The following is a 22080-nucleotide window of genomic DNA, read 5'->3' on the forward strand; positions in this document are numbered from 1 at the left end:
CGCCGCCGTCAGCCGGCCAGCCTTATTTCTTCGCCGACCCGGTGGTAATTGCGGTTGAAATAGACCAGCCCGGCGCGCAGGTCGCCCTGGCGCACCCGTTCCACCTCGCAATAGAAAATGCTGTGGGAACCGATGTCGTGGGTCTGGGCAATTCGGCAATCGAAATTGACCAGGGCATCGGTCAGGGCCGGACTGCCGGTGGCGAGGGCCTGCCAGGGCGTGCGCACGAAGCGCTCCTCCATCGTCACGTTGCGGTCGGCGAAAAGGCCCGACAACGCCTGCTGGTCGCCGCCGAGCAGGTTGACACACAGCACGCCGTTGCCGGTGAAGAAGCGGTGCGCGTAGGACGAGCGGTTCATGCACACCAGCAGCGTGGGCGGCTGGTCGGTGACGCTGCACACGGCGGTGGCGGTGAAACCGGCCAGCCCCTCGGGGCCGGCGGTGGTGATCACGTTCACGGCGCCGCTGAGCATCGCCATGCCGTTTCGGAATTCCTGGATGTCGACCATCGTGTCTCTCCTTGGGGTGATCCGGACCTACAGGTCGAGCACCAGCGTGTCGCTGAGGGCGCGCGAGCAGCACAGCAGGATCTGGTCGTTGTCGGCCTTCTCCTCGTCGGTGAGGAACACGTCCCGGTGCTCGGGGGTGCCCGCCAGCACGGTACACAGGCAGGTGCCGCAGACGCCCTGCTCGCACGAGACCTTGATCTTCACGTCGACGCCGGCGAGCGCCTCGACGATGCTCTGCCCTTCGGCGACCCGCAGCGTGCGGCCGCTGCGCGCCAGGGTCACGTCGAAGGCCCTGCCACCACCGGCGGCGGCCTCGACCTGGAAATATTCCTTGTGGATCTGGCCGGGGGCGAGGCCGAGGCGGCCCGCCTCGGCGATGACCCAGTCCATGAAACCGGCCGGACCGCAGACGTAGAGGTGGGTGCCGGCATCGGCGCCGGCCAGGATCGCCGGCAGATCGAGACGCTGGGCGTCGTCGGCGTCGTCGAAGTGGGTGTGCACGGCGCCGGCAAAGGGCGCGGCGGCGAGCTCGTCGAGGAAGGCGCAGGAGGCGCGGCTGCGCCCGCAGTAATGCAGCGCGAAGGGTTGGCCGCGGTCGTGCAGGACGTGGGCCATGGCGATCATCGGGGTCACGCCGATGCCGCCGCCGACCAGGATCGAGCGGCGCGCGTCGGCGGCCAGCGGGAAATGGTTGCGCGGCACGCCGATCTCCACCCGGGCGCCTTCGCCCAGGCGCTCGTGGGCGGCGACGGAGCCGCCGCGGGAGTTCGGGTCGCGGAGGATGCCGAGGCGGTAGGTCCGGCGTTCGGCCGGGTTGCCGCACAGGGAATACTGGCGCACCAGCCCGTCGCCCAGGTGCAGGTCCACGTGGGCGCCCGCGTCGAAGGGCGGCAGCTCGGCACCGTCCGCGGCGGCCAGGTCGAGGACAACCACGTCCCGGCCCTGGACTTCGCGGCGGCGCACGACCACCTGGAGGGTTTCTTCTGACATTCTGGTTTTCCTTCTCTGTCGGTTGCGGCGCCGGGGCTCAGCGCATGAAGATGCCGCCATTCACGTCCCAGGCGGCGCCGGTGGCGAAGTCGGCCTCCGGCGAGGCCAGCTGGAGCACCAGCCCGGCGACGAACTCGGGGTTGCCGAGGCGCTTGACCGGAATCATCTCGATGAGCTTCTCGAGGCGTTCCGGCGGCACCGCGGCGCGCACCGAGGGCAGCTCCATCGGCCCCGGGGCGATGGCATTGACGGTGACCCCGGCGGCGGCCAGCTCGCGGGCGAAGATCTTGGTGAGGGTCAGGATCGCGCCCTTCGAGGCGGCGTAGTGGGCGCCGGAGGCGGTGCCGCCGTTCTGCCCGGCCAGCGACGCGACGTTGATGAGCCGCCCGTAGCCGGCCTCGGCCATCGCCGCGCCGAAAACCTGGCAGCCGAGGAAGGTGCCGCGCAGGTTCACCGCGATCACCTTGTCGAACTCGTCGGGGCTGATCTGCATGACCGGCGTGGTGGGGGTGATGGCGGCGTTGTTCACCGCCACGTGGAGCCCGCCCCAGCGCTGGCGCGCGGCGGCCACGGCCGCCTCGAAGGCGGCCTTGTCGGTCACGTCGAGGGCCAGCGGCAGCACGCTGTCGCCGCTGGCGTCCAGCTGCGTCGCCGCTGCGCGGGCCAGGGTGTCGGTCTGGTCGGTGAGGACCAGCCGGTAGCCGGCCGCGTGGAGGCGACGGGCGATGATGTGACCCAGCCCCTGGGCGGCGCCGGTCACGAGGGCGACTTGACTCATGGCGGCGCCTTACGGGATGTAGCCGATGCAGGCCAGCGCGTCGGTGGCGTTGAGCAGGCGCACGACCTTCTGGCGGATGCGGAAGGCGTCGCCGTGGCGGGCCAGCACGAAGGTGACGTCGGCGGTGTAGTGCTTCATCACGTCCTTGCGGAACTCGCCGAGGATCTGGGCGCAGCGCAGGGTCACCACGCCGCCCTCGTCGGCGAGCAGGCGAAAGCGCGACAGGCTGCGGATGGTGCGCGGCGCCGGCACGGTGGACACCGACTCGCCGCTGGTCAGGCGCTGGACGCGCAGGCGACGCATGGCGGCATCGTCGTGGGCGTAGTTGAGGGTGTTGGCGAAGTCGGTCTCGTTGGGGTCGATCGGCACGATGTAGGTGCCGCTGTCTTCCCACAGGTCGAGCCAGGCGGCGTATTCGCAGTGGTCGAGCAGGTCGGCCTCGAGGCTGACGAAGGCGGCGGCGTGATTGAGCAGTTCGATGTTCATGGGTCGTTCCTCCCGCCTCAGGCGGTCATCAGTTTTTTCCATTGGCGGTAGGCGGCGCGCATACCGGTTTCGGCGCTGACGTCGCTGCGGCGGCCGTCGGGGGTCGCGGTTTCCTTGGCAAGGCCGCGGTTGAGCAGGATCCATTCGTCGGTGCCGGCGTTGGAGCCGCGCTGCACGCGCTCCCAGGCCTCGGCGTCGTCCGGGGTGCCGAAGCCCATCGGCCCCTGGAAGTGCTCGTGCAGGCGCAGACGCACCCGGTTGGCGACGGCCGGGCCGCCGTCCATGGTGATCACCGCGTGGTGGATCTCGGTCTCGGTCACCGACACCGGGCGCAGCACCCGGAAGAAGGCCATCGAGCAGGCGATGTTGGGGAAGATGTTGAGGTTGAAGCCGGAACCACCCACCGCGCGGACGATGCGGCGCACCTGCTCTTCGGGGTAGTCGGCGCGCAGGGCGTCGGCCAGCTCGGCGAAGCGGTCGGGGATCGGCGCGTCGAGGTTGGCTTCGAGGTCCACCAGGTCGGGGATCATCACCATCACGCTGTGGCCGTTGCCGAGATCCTCGACGAAGCCGGGGCCTTCGACGAAATCGAGCATTTTCTCGGTCTGCGCATCGACGGAGCTGAGGAAGGACTTGTGCACCAGCGGAAAGTGGTAGGCGTCGGTGGTGTTCTCGAGCTGGATCTTCCAGTTGCCGGGGAAGCGGAAGCGGTGCTCGCCGGCCACCTTGATCGGAAAGCCGCCGCCCTGCTTCATGAACAGGTCCATCCACTTGGCGGCCGGGCCCAGGAAGTCCACCAGCGGCTCGATGTCGTCACGGAAGGTGGCGAAGATCATCCCCGCGTACTGTTCGACGCGCAGCTTGATGAGCGGGTAGTCGGCCTTGTCGAGCAGGTCGGCGTAGCTCTCCGGGCTCGGCACGCCGCGCAGGGCACCGTCGAGGGAATAGCTCCAGCCGTGGTAGGGGCACACGAAGCTGTTGGTCTTGCCCTTGTGGCCTTCGCAGACGGTGGCGGCGCGGTGGCGGCAGCGGTTGAGCAGGACGTGCACCTGCTGCTTGCGGTCGCGCACCACCACTACCGGCTGACGGCCGACATAGGTGGTCTTGTAGCTGCCCGCCTCAGGGATTTCGCTGGCGTGGGCGACCCACACCCAGGTGTTGGCGAACACCTTGTCCATCTCGGCCTCGAAGAGGGCCGGGTCGGTGTAGAGGGAGGCGTGGACCCGGTCGTTCTGAACCAGGTCGGCCACGGTGAGGCCTTGGCGCGCTGCTTGAAGTGTCATGGCGTGTTTTCCTTGTGTCTCGGTCGGAGGTTCGGGGCCGGGCCTAACGGAGCACCGGCAGGGCGGCGGTGGCGTTCCAGGCGTCCACCGGTCGGCTGAAGAGGTTTTCGGTGCGGAAGTGGGCGATCCGCCAGCGCCCCTCGGCACGGGCGAAATCGATGGCGAGCCGCGCCGCGTTGAGGTGCGATGCGCCGCTGGCGAAGGTCGAGGTCTGCAGCATCACCCAGCTGCCGGCGGCGGCGTCCGGGGCGTGCACGTCGATCGTCTCGCTGGTCAGGAAGTGCACGTTGAGGGCGAAGTGCGGCGGCGCGACGGTGTAACCGGCGAGCATCTCGCGGATCGCCTCGCGCCCCGTCAGACGCCCGAAGGTGTCGCGGTATTTCTCGCCGACGCCCTCCCAGACCGCGTCCGCGGTGAACAGCCCGGCCAGCTCGTCGAGGGGCGTGCGGGCGTCGAGCTGGTCGCACAGGACCATGTAGCGGTTGAGACAGGCGCGGATCGCGGCGGCACTCTCGAGCCGGTCGAGGCGCGCCTCGAGGGCGCGGACGTAGGCGGATGCGGGCATGGCGGGCTCGGCGCGGGTCAGTCGGGAATCACCAGCTCGCGGCCGATGCGGGCCTCGACGCGCATGTACTTCCACAGCGTGTAGGGGCCGTCGCCCACCGGGGTGACGCGGAACAGGTTGCAGGCCGCGGTGACGGTGTCGTAGTCGGGCACGTCGGCCAGCACATAGGTGGTCCACGGAAAGGCCACCGAGGGGCCAACCATGATCCGGTCGTCGTCGAGGTTGCCCAGCACCGTGACGCCCGGCAGACGCTTGATGCCCTGCATCATCGCCACGAAGGCGCCCCACACGGCCTTCATTTCGTCGGGCGTGCCGTCCATGAAGTTCTGGTTCACGCCCATGCAGAACAGCACGCGCAGCGGGGGTTTGGTATCGCTCATCGTTTTTCTCCGTTGGGGGTCGGCTTACAGGTAGCCGGGCAGCGGCTTGTGCCCGAAGAGCATCGCGCCGGCGTTCTGGTAGGTGATGTCGCCCATGAAGGCGTGCTGGGTGACCATCTGGGCGTCGCGCACCTGGGCGGCCAGGGGGCTCGACTCGTAGACGCCGGTGCCGCCGGAAACCATCTGGGCACGGCGCGCCACGTCGGCGCTGACCCGGGCGGCGTGGGTGGTGGACAGACGCAGCATGCTGACCTGGTGGTCACTCGGCTTGCCGCCGGCCTCCAGCACCCGCCAGGCGTCGTCGATGGCCTCGTAGAACCAGGCGCGGGCGGAGCGCAGCTCGGCTTCGAGCCTGGCCATCTCAAGCTGGGCGTAGACCCGCTCGCCGAGGTTCGGGGCGCCCGTCACCGAGGCGCGACCGGCAGCCATGCCGAGCACCTCGTCGATGGCCGCCCGGGCGATGCCCAGGCCGACCACGGTGAGCACCTGCGCCGCGAACGACAGCGTCGGGTAGCGGTACAGCGGGGTGTCGAGCACCGAGGCGCCGCCGCGCACGAAGGTCCATTCCTCGGGCACCACCACGTCCTTCACCACGATGTCGTGGCTACCGGTGCCGAGCAGTCCCATCACGTCCCAGTTGGGCACGATCTCGACCTTCTCGCGGGGCATCACCGCCATCCGCGGCAGCCCGGCGCCATCGGCGTTGCGAGGCAGGATGCCGGCGCCGATCACCTCGGCACCCATGCAGCCGCTGCTCCAGCTCCAGCGCCCATTCACCTTGAAACCGCCGGCCACCGTCTCGGCCGGCTGCGGCGGAAAGATGCCGCCGGCAAAGACCACGTCGGGCCCGTTGGCGTAGAGCTGCGCCAGCGTCGCCACCGGCAAGGCGGCCAGGTAGATCCCGCCGATGCCGAAGCTCGCCACCCAGCCGGCCGAGCCGTCGGCCTGGGCGATGCGCTCGATCAGCCGACAGAACGCCGCCGGCGAGATCTCGTCGCCGCCGAAACGCCGCGCGACCAGCGCCCGGTAGACGCCCGCCGACTTGAAGCCCTGGATGATGTCCGGGGAGATGAAACGCTGCTTCTCGAACTCCTTCCGGCGCATCCGGATGTCCTTCAGCAGCGCGTCCAGGCCCGGCGCCGCGTTGGCGGCCGCCCGTTCCGGGGTCTCGTTGATAGCCATTAACATGGGTTTCTCCGCGTGAGAGTGGATGTCACTGCAACCGGGTTGCCACGTGCCGAGCGACGGCACACAGCAGCGCGTCGCGCCCCTTGGCGGCGACCAGTTGCAGGCTGACGGGGTAGCCGCTGCGGGCAGGCAGCGGGATGGCGATGGCCGGATGGCCGGACAGGTTGAAGGGGCGAACGAACGAAGTCATGGCGACGAGGCGCGACGTGTCGGCGGCCTCCTCGAGCAAGGGCGGCGCGTCGGCCATGGTCGGCAGGGCCAGCACCGGGTAGCGCGCCAGGGCCGCGTCCACCTCGGCCGTGAAGGCGGCGCGCACGCGCTCGGCCTCGGCCAGCTCGGCGGCACCGGTACGCGCGGCGTTGGCGAGGCGCTGGGCCACGTCGGCGCCGACCTTGCCGGTGGCCAGCAGCGGGCCGCAGGCAGCCCAGCTCTCGGCATTGATGACCGTGAGCCCGGCCTGGTAGGCCGCGTCGAAGTGGGCAAACCGCACTGGCCCACTCGCCAGGCCGCTCGCCGCGACGGCTTCGTCCACCGCCGCGTCGATCTCGGGCAGTGCCTTCAGCATCACCCGCCCCAGCGCCACGCGCTCGACCGACGGCAGCGCGCCGAAGCTCGGGTCGATGGCCGCCATGCAGGCGATCAACGCGTCCATGTCGGCGGCAAACGGGCCGACGCAATCGAGGCTGGTGGCCGCCGGCATGACGCCGTCGCGACTCACCCGGCCGAACGTCGGCTTGAGGCCGAACACGCCGCAGCAGGCCGCCGGAATGCGGATCGACCCGCCGGTATCGGTGCCCAGCGCCACGTCCGCCTCGCCGGCAGCCACCGCCGCGGCCGAACCACTCGACGAACCACCCGGCACCCGCCCCGGAAAGCGCGGATTCACCGGCGTCCCCGCCCACGCGTTGATGCCGGTGGTACCGAACGCCAGCTCGTGCAGCACCGTCTTGCCGACCACGCGGTAACCGGCGACGAGCAGGCGGGCCACCACCTCGGCGTGCCGTGCGGCCGGCGGTGCGTCTTCCAGCGCGCGGCTGCCGGCCTGGGTCGGGCAACCCGCCACGTCGATCGTGTCCTTGATCGCGACCCGCGGGCCCGGACCACCGAGATTCAGTTTTCTGACGAACATGCGGCCTCCTGACGCCCCCTGCCAAGGCGGGGATCGGGGTAATTCATAATAATTTCTGATGTACACATTAGTAATTCGAATTACTGATGTCAACCAACTTATCACGTGATTTTTCACGTAATTTTTCGCACTAATACGTTGCAAGCCGATCTCGCCGCGCCACCCTGTCCGGCCTGTTTTGGCCATCCAGACCGCGACATCAACGACTAAGCATTCGCCGTGCCAGGATCAAATGTCTTTTATTTTCATCGCCTTGGAATTTCATCCCGACTCCGCTCGCGCACCAGTGCGGGGCGCCGACGCCTCGCCCTGGTGCAAGCGCGGTACGGCCTGGGCGACGTCCGAGCGGACGTTTGCGCAAGCCAAAAGACTCGAAAAAATCAGGATAAAATGCAGCGACTCGCCGCAAGAAGACGCCCCCGCTAAGGGTGCGCCGGAGCAGATGCACCCGGAACGCGCCTATTTACCGGCGCACCCCGGCGGCGAAGCGGGCGGGATCGCGCCAGCGGCTGAAGCCGGCGCCGCGCGCCGGGATCAGGTCTGCGCCCCGCCCACGGTCAGGCGGGGCACGTGAGGCGTCAGAGGCCGCCCAGGGCCAGGTATTTCACTTCCAGGTACTCGTCGAGCCCGTATTTCGAGCCCTCGCGCCCGGTGCCGGAACACTTCACCCCGCCAAACGGCGCCACCTCGGTGGAGATCAGCCCGGTATTGATGCCGACCATCCCGTATTCCAGCCCGCGCGAGACGCGCCAGACCCGGGCGTGGTCCTTGGAATAGAAATAGGCGGCAAGGCCGAACTCGGTGTCATTGGCCATCGCAATGGCCTCCTCCTCGGTGCGGAAACGGAACAGCGGCGCCACCGGCCCGAAAATCTCCTCCCGCGCCACCCCCATGCCGGGCGCGACGTCGGCCAGCACCGTGGGCTCGTACCAGGTGCCGCCGAGCGCGTGGCGTTTGCCGCCGACGACCACGCGGGCGCCCCGTGCGAGCGCGTCCTCGACCAAACGCTCGACCTTGGCGACGGCCGCCTCGTCGATCAACGGCCCCTGGGTGACCCCATCCGCCATGCCGTCGCCCACCTTCAGGCCAGCAACGGCAGCCGCGAGCTTGGCGGCAAAGGCGTCGTACACGCCGTCCTGCACCAGGAAGCGGTTGGAGCACACGCAGGTCTGGCCGGCGTTGCGGTACTTCGAGGCCACGGCGCCCGCCACCGCGGCGTCCAGGTCGGCGTCATCGAAGACGATGAACGGCGCGTTGCCGCCCAGCTCCAGCGACAGCTTCTTGATGGTCGGCGCGCACTGGGCCATCAACAGGCGACCGACCTCGGTGGAGCCGGTGAAGCTGAGCTTCCTCACCAACGGGCTGCCGGTCATCACGCCGCCGATGGCGCGGGCCTCGCCGGTCACCACGCTGAACACGCCCGCCGGCACCCCGGCGCGCTCGGCCAGCTCGGCCAGGGCCAAGGCCGACAGGGGCGTCTGCTCGGCCGGCTTGAGCACGATGGTGCAGCCGGCAGCCAGCGCCGGCGCCACCTTGCGGGTAATCATCGCCGCGGGAAAATTCCACGGCGTGATCGCCGCGCATACGCCGACGGGCTCCTTGGTGACCACAATCCGGCGATCCTTGAACGGCGAGGGCACCACGTCGCCATAGGCGCGGCGGGCCTCCTCGGCGAACCATTCCACGTAGGCCGCGGCATAGGCGATCTCGCCCTTGGCCTCGGCGAGGGGTTTGCCCTGCTCGGCGGTCATGATGCGGGCCAGGTCATCCTGGTGGACCGTCATCAGGTCGAACCAGCGGCGCAGGACGCGCGCGCGCTCGGCGGCGGTGGTGTCGCGCCAGCCGACGAAGGCCCGCTCGGCAGCCACCACCGCACGCTCGGCCTCGACCGCGCCGGCGTGAGGCACGCGGGCGATCTCCGCGCCGGAGGCCGGGTTGATGACGGGCGCGGTCTCACCGCTATCGGCGCCGACCCACTGGCCGTCGATGTAACAAGCCTGCCGCAGCAGGGCCGGGTTGCTGAGTTCGAGCATGGAATCTCCTTGGCGATGAACGCCGACCGGGGGAAGGCCGGCGACTACGGGGCTGGCAGGCAAAGCCGCCTCGCCCGGGCGGCGCGCAGCCGGCGCCGGGTGGAGCGAGAATACGCCACCCCCGCGCCGAGGGCAGCCATCTGGCGCGCGAACACCGCCCCCCGTCATCGCCCCCCGGAGCGTCAGTCGCCGAACGGATCGCCGTAACGAGGATCGGCGATGAACGACTCATCGGTGAGCGTCTTTAGAAAGGCGATCAGATCGGCCTTGTCGCGGGCGTCGAGGCGGATCTTGTCGATGATCGGATCCTTCAGCGGATTACGGCGGCCGTCCCCCTTCCACGCGCCGTGGGTGACGTTGCGTCCGTGGGACGCGTAGAAATCGAGCACCGCCTCCAGCGACGCAATGGAGCCGTCGTGCATGTAAGGCGCCGTCAGCGCGATGTTGCGCAGGCTCACGGTGCGGAATCGCCCCATGTTCTCAGGCCGGGGTAGCACGCCGATCAGCCCCGGGTTGTCGTCCGGGTAAGCGCCCTTGCCGTCCACGTTGTAGAGGCCGGTGTTGTGGAATGGCCGCGGTACGTCGCGGGTGGTGACGTCGTAGGTCTGATCCGAAAAATTGTAGCCGCCATGGCATTCCGAACAGCGCGCCTTGTCGCTGAAGAACAACGCTCGGCCCCGCTCCTCGCGCTCGCTGAGCGACAGCTTGCCGGCCCGCGCCTGATCGTAGCGGGAATTGCCGGAGATCACCCCGCGCTCGAAGGTGGCGATGGCCCGGACGATGTTTTCGAAATTGATCGGCTCCGTCTGGCCAGGAAAAACTGCCGCGAAGCGGCGCCGGTAGTCTTCATCAGCGCGAAAGCGAGCCAGTACGTCGGCCTTGTTTTCGTCGTTGATGCCCAGTTCTACCGCCAGGTTGTCGACGAACATCGGCACCACCGCCTGGATCTCCAGTGTGATCTGAGACGGGTTGGCCCAGGTGAGCGTCGGGTAGTAGGCCACGTTGGCGATGCTCATGGCGCTGCGTGTGCCCACCTCCCCGGTCGAGCCGATCGGCAGCGCACGGCCGTCAGTGAAGGCGAGCCGCTGCATGTGGCACGACGCGCAGGCCTGCGTGCCGTTGCCCGACAGGCGCTTGTCGTAGAACAGGCGCCGGCCCAGCTGAAATCCGGCTTCGGTCATGGGGTTGTCGGCGGGCACCACCGGCTCGGGAAACCCCGCCGGCAATTGCCAGGTCCATGCCGAAGCCGGCGCTGGCGCGGGCGGCACGGCATCCCGCCCGCCCTGCCAGAGCCAACCGCCGACACCGAGGATGGCCACCAGGCCACCGATCCATATCGAGCGGTTCATGCGCTTACTTCACGCTGAAGACCGACTGCGCTAACGTGGTGGGCATCAGGCCGGTGCTCAGATCCAACCCCAGGGCCTTGAAGATCGGGCCGCACTCGGGGTCGGTCGTGCCAGACATGCAGCCGGCTGCACCGCCCGCGTCGTACTGCAGGTCCGAGTTCTTGAAGAGCTGGCCGATGTCGAGCACGACCTTCTGGGACGAGGCATTGAAGCTGTTGAAAGCCAGCTTCACGCGGTTGGGATTGGTGCAGCTCGTCGGGGCCGTGGTGCCTAGCGTCGGATCGCCGGAACAGCCCGTCGAGCCCAGATGCACGACCCACTTCGGGGTGGTCGAACTGTTGGGCTTCTGGACCGGCGAAGTCGGCCAGAACTCGAGCTTGGTGAACTTGCGACCGGATTGCCACGACCAGGCCATCGCGCTGTTCTGCAGCGGCAGGGCATTCGACGCGTCGGCGGCGTTGCTGTGGTTCTGGCGGAGCATGTCGGGGCCGTACAGGGGCACGCCCACCACCATCGTCACGCCGGTGTAGGTGCCGGGCTTGACCTTGCCGGTGATGCTGGTCACATAGCCGGTGGTCGGCGAGCAGGTCACATTGGCGTAGGTGGCGCCGCTGCTCACTGTGTTGTAGCCGAAATTCAGCAGGGCCAGGCCGTTGGACTGGCCGGCGTTCTCGGTCAGCACGACCGGGGTCGCGTTGCCGTCCTGGTCCACGAGGGCCACGTTGCTCACGTAGAAGCGCAGATCGACCAGCTTGCCGGTCGAGGTCTGGGCAGCCGGGGTCGCCAGCGCAACCGCCGAGGTATTGGTTGCGGCGTGATCCCACAGCTGGGTGTTGGCCAGCGTCACCACGTCGCCGCAACGCACCGAGGTAGCGCCATTGACGACGTCGAAGTTGATCGTCACGTCCTGGGTTGCGGCGCTCTGGGACGCGGTGTCGGAGCTGGCCTTGGCCACCACCGCCGCCGTCACCGCGGCGAGGCCCGTGCGCGTGCCGGTGCGCAGATCGGACATCGCCTGGGTCAGGGCCGCATCCTGCAGGGCCTTGATCTGGGCGTTGGACGACAGGCCGTCCTTGACGGCTTCGTAATAAGTTTTCACGGAGGCAGTGAGCGCGCGGGCGATGGTGTGCGTGCCCGTATCGTTTGCCGACAGGTAGTTGGCGAAGAGGTCGGCGGGGGCCGTCTGGCCGGCGGCGGCAAGATCCGCCTTGACCGCCGCGACGGCCGCATCCACGGTGGTGGCCGCGCCGCTGTCGAGCTTCTGCTGGACCAGGGTGGAGATGGGGCTGACGAAGCCGGATTTGCCAGCCGGCGCCTTCAGCACGAAGGACTGGCCGACGGCCGTGCCGGTGTCGGAATCCACCGCGCTGGCAGGCACTTCAACCACCAGCGGATAGGCGCCGGCATCGCTCTCGGAGAGGCCGCTCAGGGAGTAGGCGCCGCCGGAGCCGGTCGTGGTGGTGGGCTCGCCAGTGTCGCAGGCGCCATTCCTGTTCTTGTCCAGACAGACCTTGGCGCCGCTCAGATAGCCATCTGCAACGTTACCCGAAAGGGTGGAACTGCCCGAGGAGGAGCTGCCACCGCCGCCGCCGCACCCAACCAGCATCATTGCGCCCGCAAGGGCAGCGGAAATCGTACTTAATTTCATCGAGTCCTCCCGAAAAAATAAAAACAATTATATTTTTTCGGGTGAATTCGCCTGTGCGACATATCGTCGCCAAATTGGCGATTATTCCATCAAGCCAATAGAAATCACTTTCTGGCAATAAGCTGCGACCGTGGAACACCTCCCATCGTGCCATCACTGCCATAACCGGCAAATGCCGTCCCGGTCATGCAGGTATCCCCCATCATGCCGCCGGGCGCGCAGTCGGCATAGGCCAGCATGACCAATTGGGCGCGGGTGAGGGTGGCGGTCGGATCATCGGGAACGAAAATAAGCGCATAGGCGTTTCCGGGATTTGCGCCGGGCGATCCGTAATAACGCCCGCCTACCGTCACCCCCTGCTGTGGCGACCAGCTATCGCCGGTCGCGCTGCTGAGGAAGGTATCGGTGGTGGCGTTCCTGAAACTCGCGACAAAGGTGCCGCCCAAGGTCGCATCACGCCAGCTGACCAGCTGGTAATCGAGGGACAGCCATTTCATCGAGTCGCTGGGGTAGCCCGTCGAGCCACCGGTCATGGATTCGCTCAGGATGCCTTTGAGGTCCGACACCGTGCCCGTGGCGAAATTGAAGGTGAAGGTGCCGATGAAGATCGAGTTGTTGGGCTGGGTATCCGGCTCGTAGAAGGTCTCGACCACCTGATACGCGGCCGTGACCGGCACCGGCGCCGAGGCGCTACCCGTGCCCACGGCATTCTGCGCTGCCACCGAAAGCGCGTAGCCACGGCAGTTGTTCGGGCAGGCGACGGTGATCGGCGATGCCGTCCCGGAGGCGGCAATGCCCGCCGGCACGGACGTGACCGTGTAGCCGGTGATCGGGCTGCCGCCGCTGTCGGTTCCGCCGAAGCTGACGAGCACCGTATCCGCCACGGTGCCAGGCGCCGCAGTCACGCTGCCCGGTACGCCGGGCACCCGCACGCTCAGCGGCGCACTCACCACGATGGACTGGGTGACCTGCGCCGCCGCGTGGTAGTTGGCATCGCCCGCCTGGTTGGCCGCGATCACGCAGTTGCCGGCCAGCAGTGCCGTCACCACGCCCGCATCGGGAACCACCGAGCAGATGCTCGCGCTCAGGCTGCTGAAGCTCACCGGCAGGCCCGACGTGGCCGTTGCCGACACCACCGCCGTGCCGCCCAGGCTGAGGCCGGGCGCCGCACCGAAGGTGATGTGCTGCTCCGGCGAGAACGCCACCGGCAGCGTGAGCGTCGCTTCCGGCGCCTGGGCGTACCGGCTGTTGCCAGCCTGATTGGCCGACACCACGCAGTTGCCAAGGGTGAGGCTGGTCACCAGGCCGCTGCCGGGGTCCACCCTGCACACGCCGGGTGTGGCACTGCCGTAGCGCACCGGCAGGCCGGAACTGGCGACGGCGACGACCGTCGCCGTTTCGCCCTTGTTCAGCGTGGGGGCCGGCTCGAAGCGAATGGTCTGGGAATTCGCCTCGATGGCAGGACCGTTGTCGCCCGCGCTACCGCAACCGCCGAGTGCAACGCTGGCTACGCAGGCGATGAGGAAGGCGTTCCGGACAGGAAGATCGAATTGCAGCATCGGACAGGGCTCGGCAGGTCAGAAATTCAGGTTGAGGGCCACATTGACGGAACGCCCACGGCCCGGCACAACGTAGCCCCAGGGCACGCCGCCGGTCGTCATCGACGCGCCCTGGCCGACATAGGCGCCACCCAATGGCAGCGCGTAGCGCTTGTCGAACAGGTTCTCGATGCCCACATCGAGGCGGGCCATCGTCCACTGGTAACTACTGCGCAGGTTGAGCAGGCCGTAGCCGGCGGTCGGGATTTCGTTGCGCACCTCCGAGACGTCCCGCTTCCCCTTCACGAGCAGCATTTCCGCGGTGCTCGTCCAGCCGGCGGCGCGATTGCGTAGCGCGAGCTTCGCGTTCGGCGGCATCATGTTGTAAAGGTTGTCGCCGGTCGCGGTGTTCTCGCCGCGCACGTAGTTGAACAGACCCGTCACCGAAAAGCTGCCGAGCCCGTCGAGATGCCCGAGTTCTTTCGCGCCGGCGAGATCGATGCCATACAGGCGCGCCCGTTGGTTCGCGTACTTCAGGTGCACGAAGCCATCGGTCCGGGTGAGGTTCTCGGCACTGCATTGACCAGAATCGCAGCGCTGCGCGTCGATGTAGTGCTCGACATAGGTGTAGTAAGCCGTCGCCTTCAAGCTCCAGTCCGCCTTTTGCGGACCGTTCCAGTCGCCGGTGAGGCTGACCGTGTGAGCCACCTCGGGACGCAGATCGGGATTGCCGACATAGCCGTTGCCGTCGCCGACGAAGTTGTTCATCAACGCCGCCATTGGATTGGTGGACCACGGGTAGCGTTGATACAGGCTTGGCGCCCGCGACTTGCGGGCATAGCCGCCTTCGTAACGCGCCGTTCGGTCGGGCACGAACCGGGCCAGGGCGGTGAAGTCCCAGTTGTTGTCTGCGCGCTTGCGGTCGCGCCCGTTGAACGCCGCCGCGTCATTGCCCCAGGCAGCGGCCAGGCCGTTGTCGTACCCCTGAACCGCCGCCGCATCGGTTGTCACCCGGGTACCCCGCACGCCGATCAGGGTGGTCCACGCCGACTGCCAGTGCGCCTCCCACTCGCCGAACACGTCACTGCGATGGCGACGGCCATAATCGACGTTCCAGAACGCGTTGGGGGCCATCACGCCGCCCACCGGCGGCCACCAGTCATAGAGGATGTACGACTGGTATTCCCCACCCAGACGCAGCAGATCCCGCTCCGTCGGGTTGATCGTGGCCTGCAGCGCGCCGTTTCGCGTATGTGCCTTGCTTTCCATCGGCATCCCGGTACCGTAGGAATAGCGGTCGCGCCCCATGTCCATCCTGTGACGGACATCCTGATCGGAGAGCCGGGCTTCCACCGCTCCCCAGTCGTAGTCGCCGAAATAACGCAGATTGATGACCGTGTTGCGGTTATTGGTCATGTCCATGCGCTGGTTGGGAAAGCCCTCGAACTCCACCTGCTGCTCGCCGGCCGTCAGTTGCAGGACATGCCGCGCCTGTCGCAGCGCGAGCCCCACCTCCCGATTGTGTGCCCCCGCAAAGCCGCTCGACGCGACCACGTCCCCGGCAATCGGCGCACCATCCTCGCGCCCCTTGGCGACAGGCTTGAAATCGCCCCCTGCCCGGTAATTGCCCGAACGAGCCTGGGATTCGCTATACGACAGATTGATGTTCTGCCCCACCCACTCGACGCCCGCGTTGTAACCCACCGCATGACCGTTGCTGTGGTAATACGTGCCGAGCGTTCCGCTGGCGCCCACTTCGACGGGGCTGCCCGCAAAAAGTGGCGGTGCGGAGCGCACCTGGATCACCCCTCCGATATTGTCTCCACCCACGCTCACCGGGGCCACACCCGGATAAACGGTAATTTCCGCAACCTTGCTCGGCGCGATATAAGACAGCACCGGGTTCATGTGATTGGGACACGCAGCCATCAGATCCGCGCCGTCGACCTGAATGCGCAGACGCTCGTCCGCCATGCCGCGGATCGCCGGCAGTCCCGAAATGCCGCCGGCGCCATACATGCTCATGCCAGGCACATCCCGCAGCAACTGGCTGCTGTCCGCCACCCCCGCGCGGGTTGCCGCAATCTCGGCCTCACTCAGATTGATCGCGCCGAGCCCGGGCGGCGCCGCGCGCCTCACGCCGGAAGCGGTGACCGTCAGAACATCCAGCGCCGCTTCCTGCCCATGCGCAGACAACGACAATGTTGCGAGCAATGCAACAACCGTCCGGCCCCGCGGCCAATCAGCCTGCCCGACAAACAGTGAATCCATTAGACGTTTTCCGCTCTGACAATAAGCGACTCAACGCTGCCGGCAGTCGAAATCGAAACCGGGACATTCCGGCCTTCGTCGCTCAGACTGAATAAAACGGCGTGAATCGATTAGCTGCTCGCCCACGCGTCGCTCGGCAAGCATTAAATGCGCGCTTTTAAGTCTAATGGCTTTCGCCCCGACAATTGACGTGACATATTGCCACAGCGCTATCAACCCCCTGCCGCGGACAGCCGAATGCAATAAGCCGGCAAATTGACTCCGGCTACTCCGTAACCGGCGGCGCCTCGGGACTCATAACTTGAATTCAGCCATCGAATCTGCCCCGAAGAACACCAAAATCAATCACCCGAAAAGCATGCAATCAATGAGGTAGGCGGGCTTTATGGAGCCTTGTTGCACAAATGCGTGGCAGGCGTGATGCCTCCGGCCCAGACGGATTTCTGCCCCGGCCGCCGTTACCGGGCGCCCGAGTTGGCGAGACCGGTTGAGCCGTGCCACTCGGATATGGTGACTTTCGATGAAGTGCACAGCCTCTGCCATGCCTGTGAAGAGGCGGCGCTGATGGCGTCCCATCTCACCACGGTCTGCGATGCGCTGGGCTCGCTGATTGCAGAGGATCAGGTCACAGTAGGCGCCACGGTCTATCACCGCGCCGGCGTGATCGAGGGTGAGGCGGCAGCGATGGCAGGCACTGATATAGCGTTGTGACGGCGCCCCGCCGCTATCGCTCCTATGCCCTCTCCCACCCCAATGCCCCAACCATGCCCGACATCTGCTCCGTAAGCCCCCTCTTTTTCACGCCGAAGACGCTGCAAAACTGATCGACACGTGGCGCGATGCTGCAAATTCGTAGCGCCGTTGAGTGATATGAGGCACTCAGCCGGCCGAAGACCGGCTTTTGAAACGCGACCATGCCGCCAAGCGCGTAAGTCTCTATAACGGACTGGTCGGCGGAGTTCAAGTCTGACCCTCACCCCAACCGACCCGCCGTAGTGGCGGGTTTTTTTGTGGCACAGGGAGCCGGGCGAGGGCAGGCGTCCGTGTGACGGCCCAAACTTCACCATACTTGATGCGTTTGAGAGGTGCGTACGGAAACCGGTTTTCCGTATGGATTCCGTACGGCGTGAAAAAGGCCACTCGAAAGTGGCCTCAGTCTTTGATTTTATGGCGCGCCCGAGACGATTCGAACGTCCGACCCCTGCCTTCGGAGGGCAGTACTCTATCCAGCTGAGCTACGGGCGCGCGGAGGATGCAGGCAACTTTGCGTTGCGCGGCGCGCAGGATAGCGCGAATCGGGGGCAGAGTCCATGCTTTGCCTGACAGAAGGGGAATAGCCTCGCTATAATCAATGCTTTAATCAATCGTGCCCGTACTCGAGGAATTCAGCATGTCGGATTTTGGTCGCTCTGCCCCCGTTCGCTCCTACGCGCGGATCGCGCTCTCCATCGGCGTTGCCGCCCTGGCTACCCAACTCGTGGGCTGTGGCAAGAAGGCCGCCGTCGATGATGAACTCGCCGCCAAGCTGATCCAGCCGGTCGCCCAGGTGTCCCTGGCCGCCGCGCCGGCCGCCGCGCCGGGCAGCCGCAAGGGCGAAGAAATCTACGCTTCGGTGTGCGGCGCCTGCCACGAAACCGGCGCAGCCGGCGCTCCGAAGGCCGGCGACAAGGCCGCCTGGGGTCCGCGTCTGGCACAGGGTTACGACGGCCTCGTGAAGTCCGCCACCGCCGGCAAGAACGCAATGCCGCCGAAGGGTGGCGCAGCTGACCTGACCGAGAACGAGCTCAAGCGCGCCGTGGCCTTCCTGGCCAACAAGGCGGGTGCCGGGTTCAAGGCGCCGGACTGAATACCGCCCGTCGCCGGCCCTGGCCGGCGACGCAGGGCCGTAAAAAAGCGCAGACCGTGGTCTGCGCTTTTTTGTTGGGTCCCCCGCGAATGCCGTCAGGCTTGCATCCTGAACCGGAGTTCAGGGGGGTCGCTTTCCTTCCATCTCAGGCACACTCGACGAGGAGCGCACACACCGACGGTTTCTTTGGGCCGCGACCCATGTCACGTAGACATTGGTTCAAGGAGTTTAAAGCCTTAACCAACACCGCAGGGGATTAATCAAACCTTGGGTTGCCCTTGCCGGGACTGGCTCAGAAGAGCTTTTCCTGCTCTGCCAGCACACCGTCGAGGCGACCGTTTATGCGTTCGATTCTACGCTTGAGCGTGGGGATGTCAAACCCGCCGGCACGCTGAAATTGCAGAAATTCGTGAGTGATGTTGAGGGCCGTCATGACCGCCAGACGCTCGCCGGCGGAGTTGGTCTTGTCGGCCAGATCGCGCATTTTTTCGTCGAGGTAGGCGACCGCGGCGAGCAGGCCTTCCTTCTCCTCGGACTTGCAGCCGACGCGGTATTCGCGGCCCAGGAGCTTGATGTCGAGTTGTTCCATTCAGGCCTCCCGCCGTGCGAGCGGGCACGGGGATTCGGAGCGAGTTGAGCAGGGGCGGAGCATGTCAGGCTTCCGGGATGCGGGCGAGCAGCGCTTCGAGGCGGGAGCCGACGAGGCCGAGCTTGTCGGTGAGTTCGCGGTTGGCGGTCTCGAGGGCGTCGACCCGCTCCTGCAGGCGGCGGTTTTCCGCCACGGTAGCGGCGTGCTGGCTGCTCAAGCGCGCCTGTTCGGCAGCGTGGCGGTCGAGCAGTTGTTCGAGCTTTTGTTCGAGTGATGCGAGTTCAGCGTCCATTTCGGGAATGGTAGAGAGGGGCGCGAAGGCGGTCAAGCAAGCCGGGCACGGGCGACGTGTCGCAGCGTGTCGGCGGCTGGACCGTCGCCGAAGCAGTCGGCCAGGCGCGTCAGATCCATGCCCTGCTCGATGCTGTCGGCGAGGCGGTCGAGATCGGCCTGACGGCGGGCGGCGAGGTCGACCCGCACCGCGTCGTTCACGCCGGCCCAGGCGAGCAGCGCGGCGAGGGCGTCCGGGTGATCGAAGAGGCCGTGGAGATAGCTGCCGAGAATCTGCCCGTCGTCGGAGAGCGCACCGTCGGAGCGGCCGTCGGCGAGACGGACCGCGGGCTGGGCGAGCGCCGGGCCGCGGGTGACGCCCATGTGGATCTCGTAGCCGGCGACGGGCGGCGTGCCGGGCAGCGCGAGGGCGCCGCGCACGTTGTCGAGCTGCTTCTCGGCTTCGAGGGTGGTTTCGATGTCGAGCAGGCCGAGGCCGGCGACGCTGCCGGGCGCGCCTTCGAGGCCCAGCGGGTCGTGGAGCTGGCGGCCGAGCATCTGGTAGCCGCCGCAGATCGCCACCAGTTTGCCGCCATAGCGCAGGTGGCGGCGGATGGCGGGCGCCCAGCCCTGGGCGCGCAGCCAGGCGAGATCGGCCTGGACGGCCTTGGAGCCGGGCAGCACGATCAGGTCGGCGGGCGGAATCGTCTGCCCGGGCCCGACCCAGCTGAAATCCACCTGCGGATGCAGGCGCAGGGCGTCGAGGTCGGTGTGGTTGGAGATGCGCGGATACACCGGCGCGACCACCCGCAGGCGGGCTTCGGTCTTGTCGGCGCGGGCGTCGGCCAGCGCGTCTTCGGCGTCCAGGAACAAGCCGTGCAGGTAGGGCAGCACGCCCAGCACCGGGCGGCCGGTACGGGCCTCGAGCCAGTCGAGGCCCGGCTGGAGCAGGCCGATGTCGCCCCGGAAGCGGTTGATGACGAAGCCCTTGACCCGCGCCTGCTCGCTGGGCGACAAGAGTTCCAGGGTGCCGACCAGATGCGCGAAGACGCCGCCGCGGTCAATGTCGGCGACGAGGATCACCGGACAGTCGACCACCTCGGCGAAGCCCATGTTGGCGATGTCGCGGTCACGCAGGTTGATCTCGGCGGGGCTGCCGGCGCCTTCGACCAGCACGGTGTCGTACTGGGCGCACAGGCGGCCGTGGCTTTCGAGCACGGCGGCCATCGCACGGGGCTTGTAGTCGTGGTAATCCCGCGCCGACAGGTTGGCCACGGCGCGGCCGTGGATGATGACCTGGGCGCCGATGTCGGTGGAGGGCTTGAGCAGCACCGGGTTCATGTCGGTGTGGGGCGCGAGGCCCGCGGCGATCGCCTGCAGCGCCTGGGCCCGGCCGATCTCGCCGCCGTCGGCGGTGACCGCCGAGTTGAGCGCCATGTTCTGCGGCTTGAACGGTGCGACACGCACCCCGCGGCGGGCGAGCAGACGGGCCAGGCCGGCGACCAGAGTGCTCTTGCCGGCATCGGAGGTGGTGCCCTGAACCATCAGGGTGCGGGCTTGACGCATGTCTTACAATTGAGGGGCGAAGAATCCCGAATTATCCCATGTCCGCCCTGTACCTCGCCGTCCTGTTCTCCGTTGCCGTGCCGATGGGCCTCGGCCTGCTCCTCGACCGCCTGCTCGGCGAGCCCGCGCATCACCATCCGCTGGTGGGTTTCGGGCGTTACGCGAGCGCCGTCGAACGTCTGTTCCGCCGCCTCGGCGATCACCGCGCGGTGGGCCTGCTGGCGTGGAGCGCGGCGGTGCTGCCGTGGGTCGCGCTGGCCGGGTCGCTCAAAGCCGCCAACGCGTGGCTGGGGCTGGCCCTCGACGTGGGCCTGCTGTATTTCGCGGTGGGTGGGCGCAGCCTCGCCGAGCACGCCCGGGCGGTGGCGGCGCCGCTGATACGGGGCGATCTGGCCGGCGCCCGCCAGCGCCTGTCGTGGATCGTCTCCCGCGACACCACCGAGCTGGACGAATCCGGGGTTGCCAAGGCCACCGTCGAATCGGTGCTCGAGAACGGCAACGACGCGATCTTCGGCGCGCTGTTCTGGTTCGCCGTGCTGGGCGGCCCGGGGGCGCTGATGTTCCGCCTCGCCAACACGCTCGACGCGATGTGGGGCTACCGCAACGAACGCTACCTGCGCTTCGGCTGGGCGGCAGCGCGCATCGACGACGTGCTCAACTTCGTCCCCGCCCGCCTCACCGCGCTGAGCTACGCGCTGCTCGGCCACACCGCCGCGGCGCTGCGCTGCTGGCGCACCCAGGCGCCCACCTGGGACAGCCCCAACGCCGGCCCGGTGATGGCCGCCGGCGCCGGCGCGCTGCACGTCAGCCTCGGCGGCCCGGCGATCTACCACGGCCACCTCGAGACCCGGCCTCCGCTGGGCACCGGTGCTCCGGCCCGCGCCCCAGACATCGACAAGGCGGTGGCGCTGGTGCACAACAGCGTCTGGCTGTGGCTGCTGGCGAGCGCCGCGCTCAACGTGCTGGCCCATGCTTGAGCACGGCGGACGCCTGCGCGCGGCGGCCCAGCGCTACGGCATCGCACTGGCCGACTGGGTGGACCTGTCCACCGGCATCAACCCCGCGCCCTACCCGGTGCCGACGCTCCCGGCCGACGCCTGGCAGCGCCTGCCCGAGACCGACGACGGCCTCGAGGCGGCGGCCGCGCGCTACTACGGCAGCCCGTTGCTGCTCCCGGTGGCCGGCTCCCAGGCGGCAATCCAGGCCTTGCCGGGCCTGTTTCCGCCCGGCCGGGTCGTGACCCTCGCGCCCACCTACGCCGAGCACCCCCACGCCTGGCGCGGCCACCGGGTCGACGCGCTGCCGGCGGCGGCCATCGACGCGGCGGTCGCCACCGCCGACACCCTGCTGCTGGTGCAACCCAACAACCCGGACGGCCAGCGCTTTGCGCGGGCGCAGCTCCTCGACTGGCACGCCCGCCTTGCGGCCCGCGGCGGCCGGCTGATCGTCGACGAAGCCTTCCTCGACGCCGAGCCGGCCGACAGCCTGGTGCCGCTGGCCGGCACGCCGGGACTGGTGGTGCTGCGCTCGATCGGCAAGTTCTTCGGCCTTGCCGGCGCGCGGGTCGGCTTCGTGTTCGCCGACGCCGCGCTGCTCGAACAACTGGCCGACCGGCTCGGCCCGTGGGCCGTGTCCGGCCCGGCGCGGGCGGTATGCACCGCC

Annotated in this window: 22 protein-coding genes, 1 tRNA gene and 1 other RNA gene; 5 read left to right on the forward strand and 19 right to left on the reverse strand. The window is 67.8% G+C overall.

The genetic code is table 11. From position 1 onward, the window contains the following. Nucleotides 1-8: 8 nt before the first annotated feature. The 9 genes from ACE3P2_RS16135 to ACE3P2_RS16175 are packed head-to-tail and all read right to left on the reverse strand — an operon-like array spanning nt 9 to nt 7308. Complete coding sequence (locus ACE3P2_RS16135; RefSeq protein ID WP_374266306.1) at nt 9-509, reverse strand: flavin reductase; 501 nt, start codon at nt 507-509, stop codon at nt 9-11. 27 nt (nt 510-536) lie between these two features. Next, nucleotides 537-1499, reverse strand: a complete 963-nt coding sequence (locus ACE3P2_RS16140; protein WP_374266308.1) for a 2Fe-2S iron-sulfur cluster-binding protein — start codon at nt 1497-1499, stop codon at nt 537-539. Between the two features lie 37 nt (nt 1500-1536). Continuing rightward, entirely contained in the window at nt 1537-2277 is a 741-nt protein-coding gene (locus tag ACE3P2_RS16145) for an SDR family NAD(P)-dependent oxidoreductase (protein WP_374266310.1), read from the reverse strand. Between the two features lie 9 nt (nt 2278-2286). Next, nucleotides 2287-2763, reverse strand: coding sequence for an aromatic-ring-hydroxylating dioxygenase subunit beta (locus ACE3P2_RS16150; RefSeq protein WP_374266312.1), 477 nt, complete (start codon nt 2761-2763; stop codon nt 2287-2289). 17 nt (nt 2764-2780) lie between these two features. After that, nucleotides 2781-4046 (reverse strand): Rieske 2Fe-2S domain-containing protein, encoded by a 1266-nt coding sequence (locus ACE3P2_RS16155; RefSeq protein WP_374266314.1) that lies wholly within the window; start codon nt 4044-4046, stop codon nt 2781-2783. A 43-nt stretch (nt 4047-4089) separates the two neighbouring features. Then, nucleotides 4090-4611 (reverse strand): nuclear transport factor 2 family protein, encoded by a 522-nt coding sequence (locus ACE3P2_RS16160; protein WP_374266316.1) that lies wholly within the window; start codon nt 4609-4611, stop codon nt 4090-4092. Nucleotides 4612-4628: 17 nt separating this feature from the next. After that, entirely contained in the window at nt 4629-4991 is a 363-nt protein-coding gene (locus ACE3P2_RS16165) for a hypothetical protein (protein ID WP_374266318.1), read from the reverse strand. Nucleotides 4992-5015: 24 nt separating this feature from the next. Further along, nucleotides 5016-6179, reverse strand: a complete 1164-nt coding sequence (locus ACE3P2_RS16170) for an acyl-CoA dehydrogenase family protein (RefSeq protein ID WP_374266320.1) — start codon at nt 6177-6179, stop codon at nt 5016-5018. 25 nt (nt 6180-6204) lie between these two features. Then, the gene (locus ACE3P2_RS16175) at nt 6205-7308 is read right to left on the reverse strand and encodes an amidase (protein ID WP_374266322.1); all 1104 of its coding nucleotides are present in this window, start codon (nt 7306-7308) and stop codon (nt 6205-6207) included. Nucleotides 7309-7540: 232 nt separating this feature from the next. On the opposite strand from ACE3P2_RS16175, the gene ACE3P2_RS16180 reads away from it, so the two are divergent. Next, the gene (locus ACE3P2_RS16180; protein WP_374266324.1) at nt 7541-7882 is read left to right on the forward strand and encodes a hypothetical protein; all 342 of its coding nucleotides are present in this window, start codon (nt 7541-7543) and stop codon (nt 7880-7882) included. A 4-nt stretch (nt 7883-7886) separates the two neighbouring features. Here ACE3P2_RS16180 and ACE3P2_RS16185 read toward each other — a convergent pair whose 3' ends face one another. From ACE3P2_RS16185 to ACE3P2_RS16205, 5 genes are all read right to left on the reverse strand, one after another. Continuing rightward, entirely contained in the window at nt 7887-9341 is a 1455-nt protein-coding gene (locus ACE3P2_RS16185; RefSeq protein ID WP_374266326.1) for an NAD-dependent succinate-semialdehyde dehydrogenase, read from the reverse strand. 182 nt (nt 9342-9523) lie between these two features. Then, nucleotides 9524-10690 carry an MbnH family di-heme enzyme gene (locus tag ACE3P2_RS16190; RefSeq protein WP_374266328.1) on the reverse strand — a complete coding sequence of 389 codons (1167 nt, stop codon included), beginning with the start codon at nt 10688-10690 and terminating at the stop codon, nt 9524-9526. 4 nt (nt 10691-10694) lie between these two features. Continuing rightward, a complete protein-coding gene (locus ACE3P2_RS16195) occupies nt 10695-12338 on the reverse strand; it encodes an MbnP family copper-binding protein (RefSeq protein ID WP_374266330.1) in 1644 nt (547 codons plus the stop codon). A gap of 104 nt (nt 12339-12442) precedes the next feature. Then, entirely contained in the window at nt 12443-13897 is a 1455-nt protein-coding gene (locus ACE3P2_RS16200) for a fibronectin type III domain-containing protein (RefSeq protein WP_374266331.1), read from the reverse strand. Between the two features lie 18 nt (nt 13898-13915). Beyond that, nucleotides 13916-16147: a TonB-dependent receptor gene (locus ACE3P2_RS16205; RefSeq protein WP_374266333.1), complete on the reverse strand. Its 2232-nt coding sequence runs from the start codon at nt 16145-16147 to the stop codon at nt 13916-13918. Between the two features lie 507 nt (nt 16148-16654). Here ACE3P2_RS16205 and ACE3P2_RS16210 point away from each other — a divergent pair. Beyond that, nucleotides 16655-16858 (forward strand): hypothetical protein, encoded by a 204-nt coding sequence (locus ACE3P2_RS16210; protein ID WP_374266335.1) that lies wholly within the window; start codon nt 16655-16657, stop codon nt 16856-16858. A gap of 457 nt (nt 16859-17315) precedes the next feature. Here the strand turns inward: ACE3P2_RS16210 and ACE3P2_RS16215 are convergent. Then, a tRNA-Arg gene (locus ACE3P2_RS16215) sits at nt 17316-17392 on the reverse strand. Between the two features lie 145 nt (nt 17393-17537). Between ACE3P2_RS16215 and ACE3P2_RS16220 the strand changes: the two genes are divergently transcribed. Then, on the forward strand, nt 17538-17993 hold the full coding sequence (locus ACE3P2_RS16220; protein WP_374266337.1) for a cytochrome c5 family protein: 456 nt from the start codon (nt 17538-17540) through the stop codon (nt 17991-17993). Nucleotides 17994-18069: 76 nt separating this feature from the next. On the opposite strand, the gene ssrS is transcribed toward ACE3P2_RS16220, so the two are convergent. From ssrS to ACE3P2_RS16240, 4 genes are all read right to left on the reverse strand, one after another. Then, nucleotides 18070-18251: non-coding RNA, 6S RNA (gene ssrS / locus ACE3P2_RS16225), on the reverse strand. Nucleotides 18252-18285: 34 nt separating this feature from the next. Then, nucleotides 18286-18582: a cell division protein ZapA gene (locus tag ACE3P2_RS16230; protein ID WP_374266339.1), complete on the reverse strand. Its 297-nt coding sequence runs from the start codon at nt 18580-18582 to the stop codon at nt 18286-18288. Between the two features lie 64 nt (nt 18583-18646). Further along, complete coding sequence (locus tag ACE3P2_RS16235) at nt 18647-18874, reverse strand: hypothetical protein (protein ID WP_374266341.1); 228 nt, start codon at nt 18872-18874, stop codon at nt 18647-18649. Nucleotides 18875-18906: 32 nt separating this feature from the next. Continuing rightward, nucleotides 18907-20418, reverse strand: a complete 1512-nt coding sequence (locus tag ACE3P2_RS16240; protein ID WP_374266343.1) for a cobyric acid synthase — start codon at nt 20416-20418, stop codon at nt 18907-18909. 38 nt (nt 20419-20456) lie between these two features. On the opposite strand from ACE3P2_RS16240, the gene cbiB reads away from it, so the two are divergent. Both cbiB and ACE3P2_RS16250 read left to right on the forward strand, forming a co-directional pair. Beyond that, on the forward strand, nt 20457-21395 hold the full coding sequence (cbiB, locus tag ACE3P2_RS16245) for an adenosylcobinamide-phosphate synthase CbiB (protein WP_374266345.1): 939 nt from the start codon (nt 20457-20459) through the stop codon (nt 21393-21395). Then, nucleotides 21388-22080 (forward strand): threonine-phosphate decarboxylase (locus ACE3P2_RS16250; RefSeq protein ID WP_374266347.1); only part of this gene is annotated, 693 nt, incomplete at its 3' end. The genes cbiB and ACE3P2_RS16250, both read left to right, overlap by 8 nt.

This window comes from Zoogloea sp. (assembly GCF_041911615.1).
Taxonomy (GTDB): domain Bacteria; phylum Pseudomonadota; class Gammaproteobacteria; order Burkholderiales; family Rhodocyclaceae; genus Zoogloea.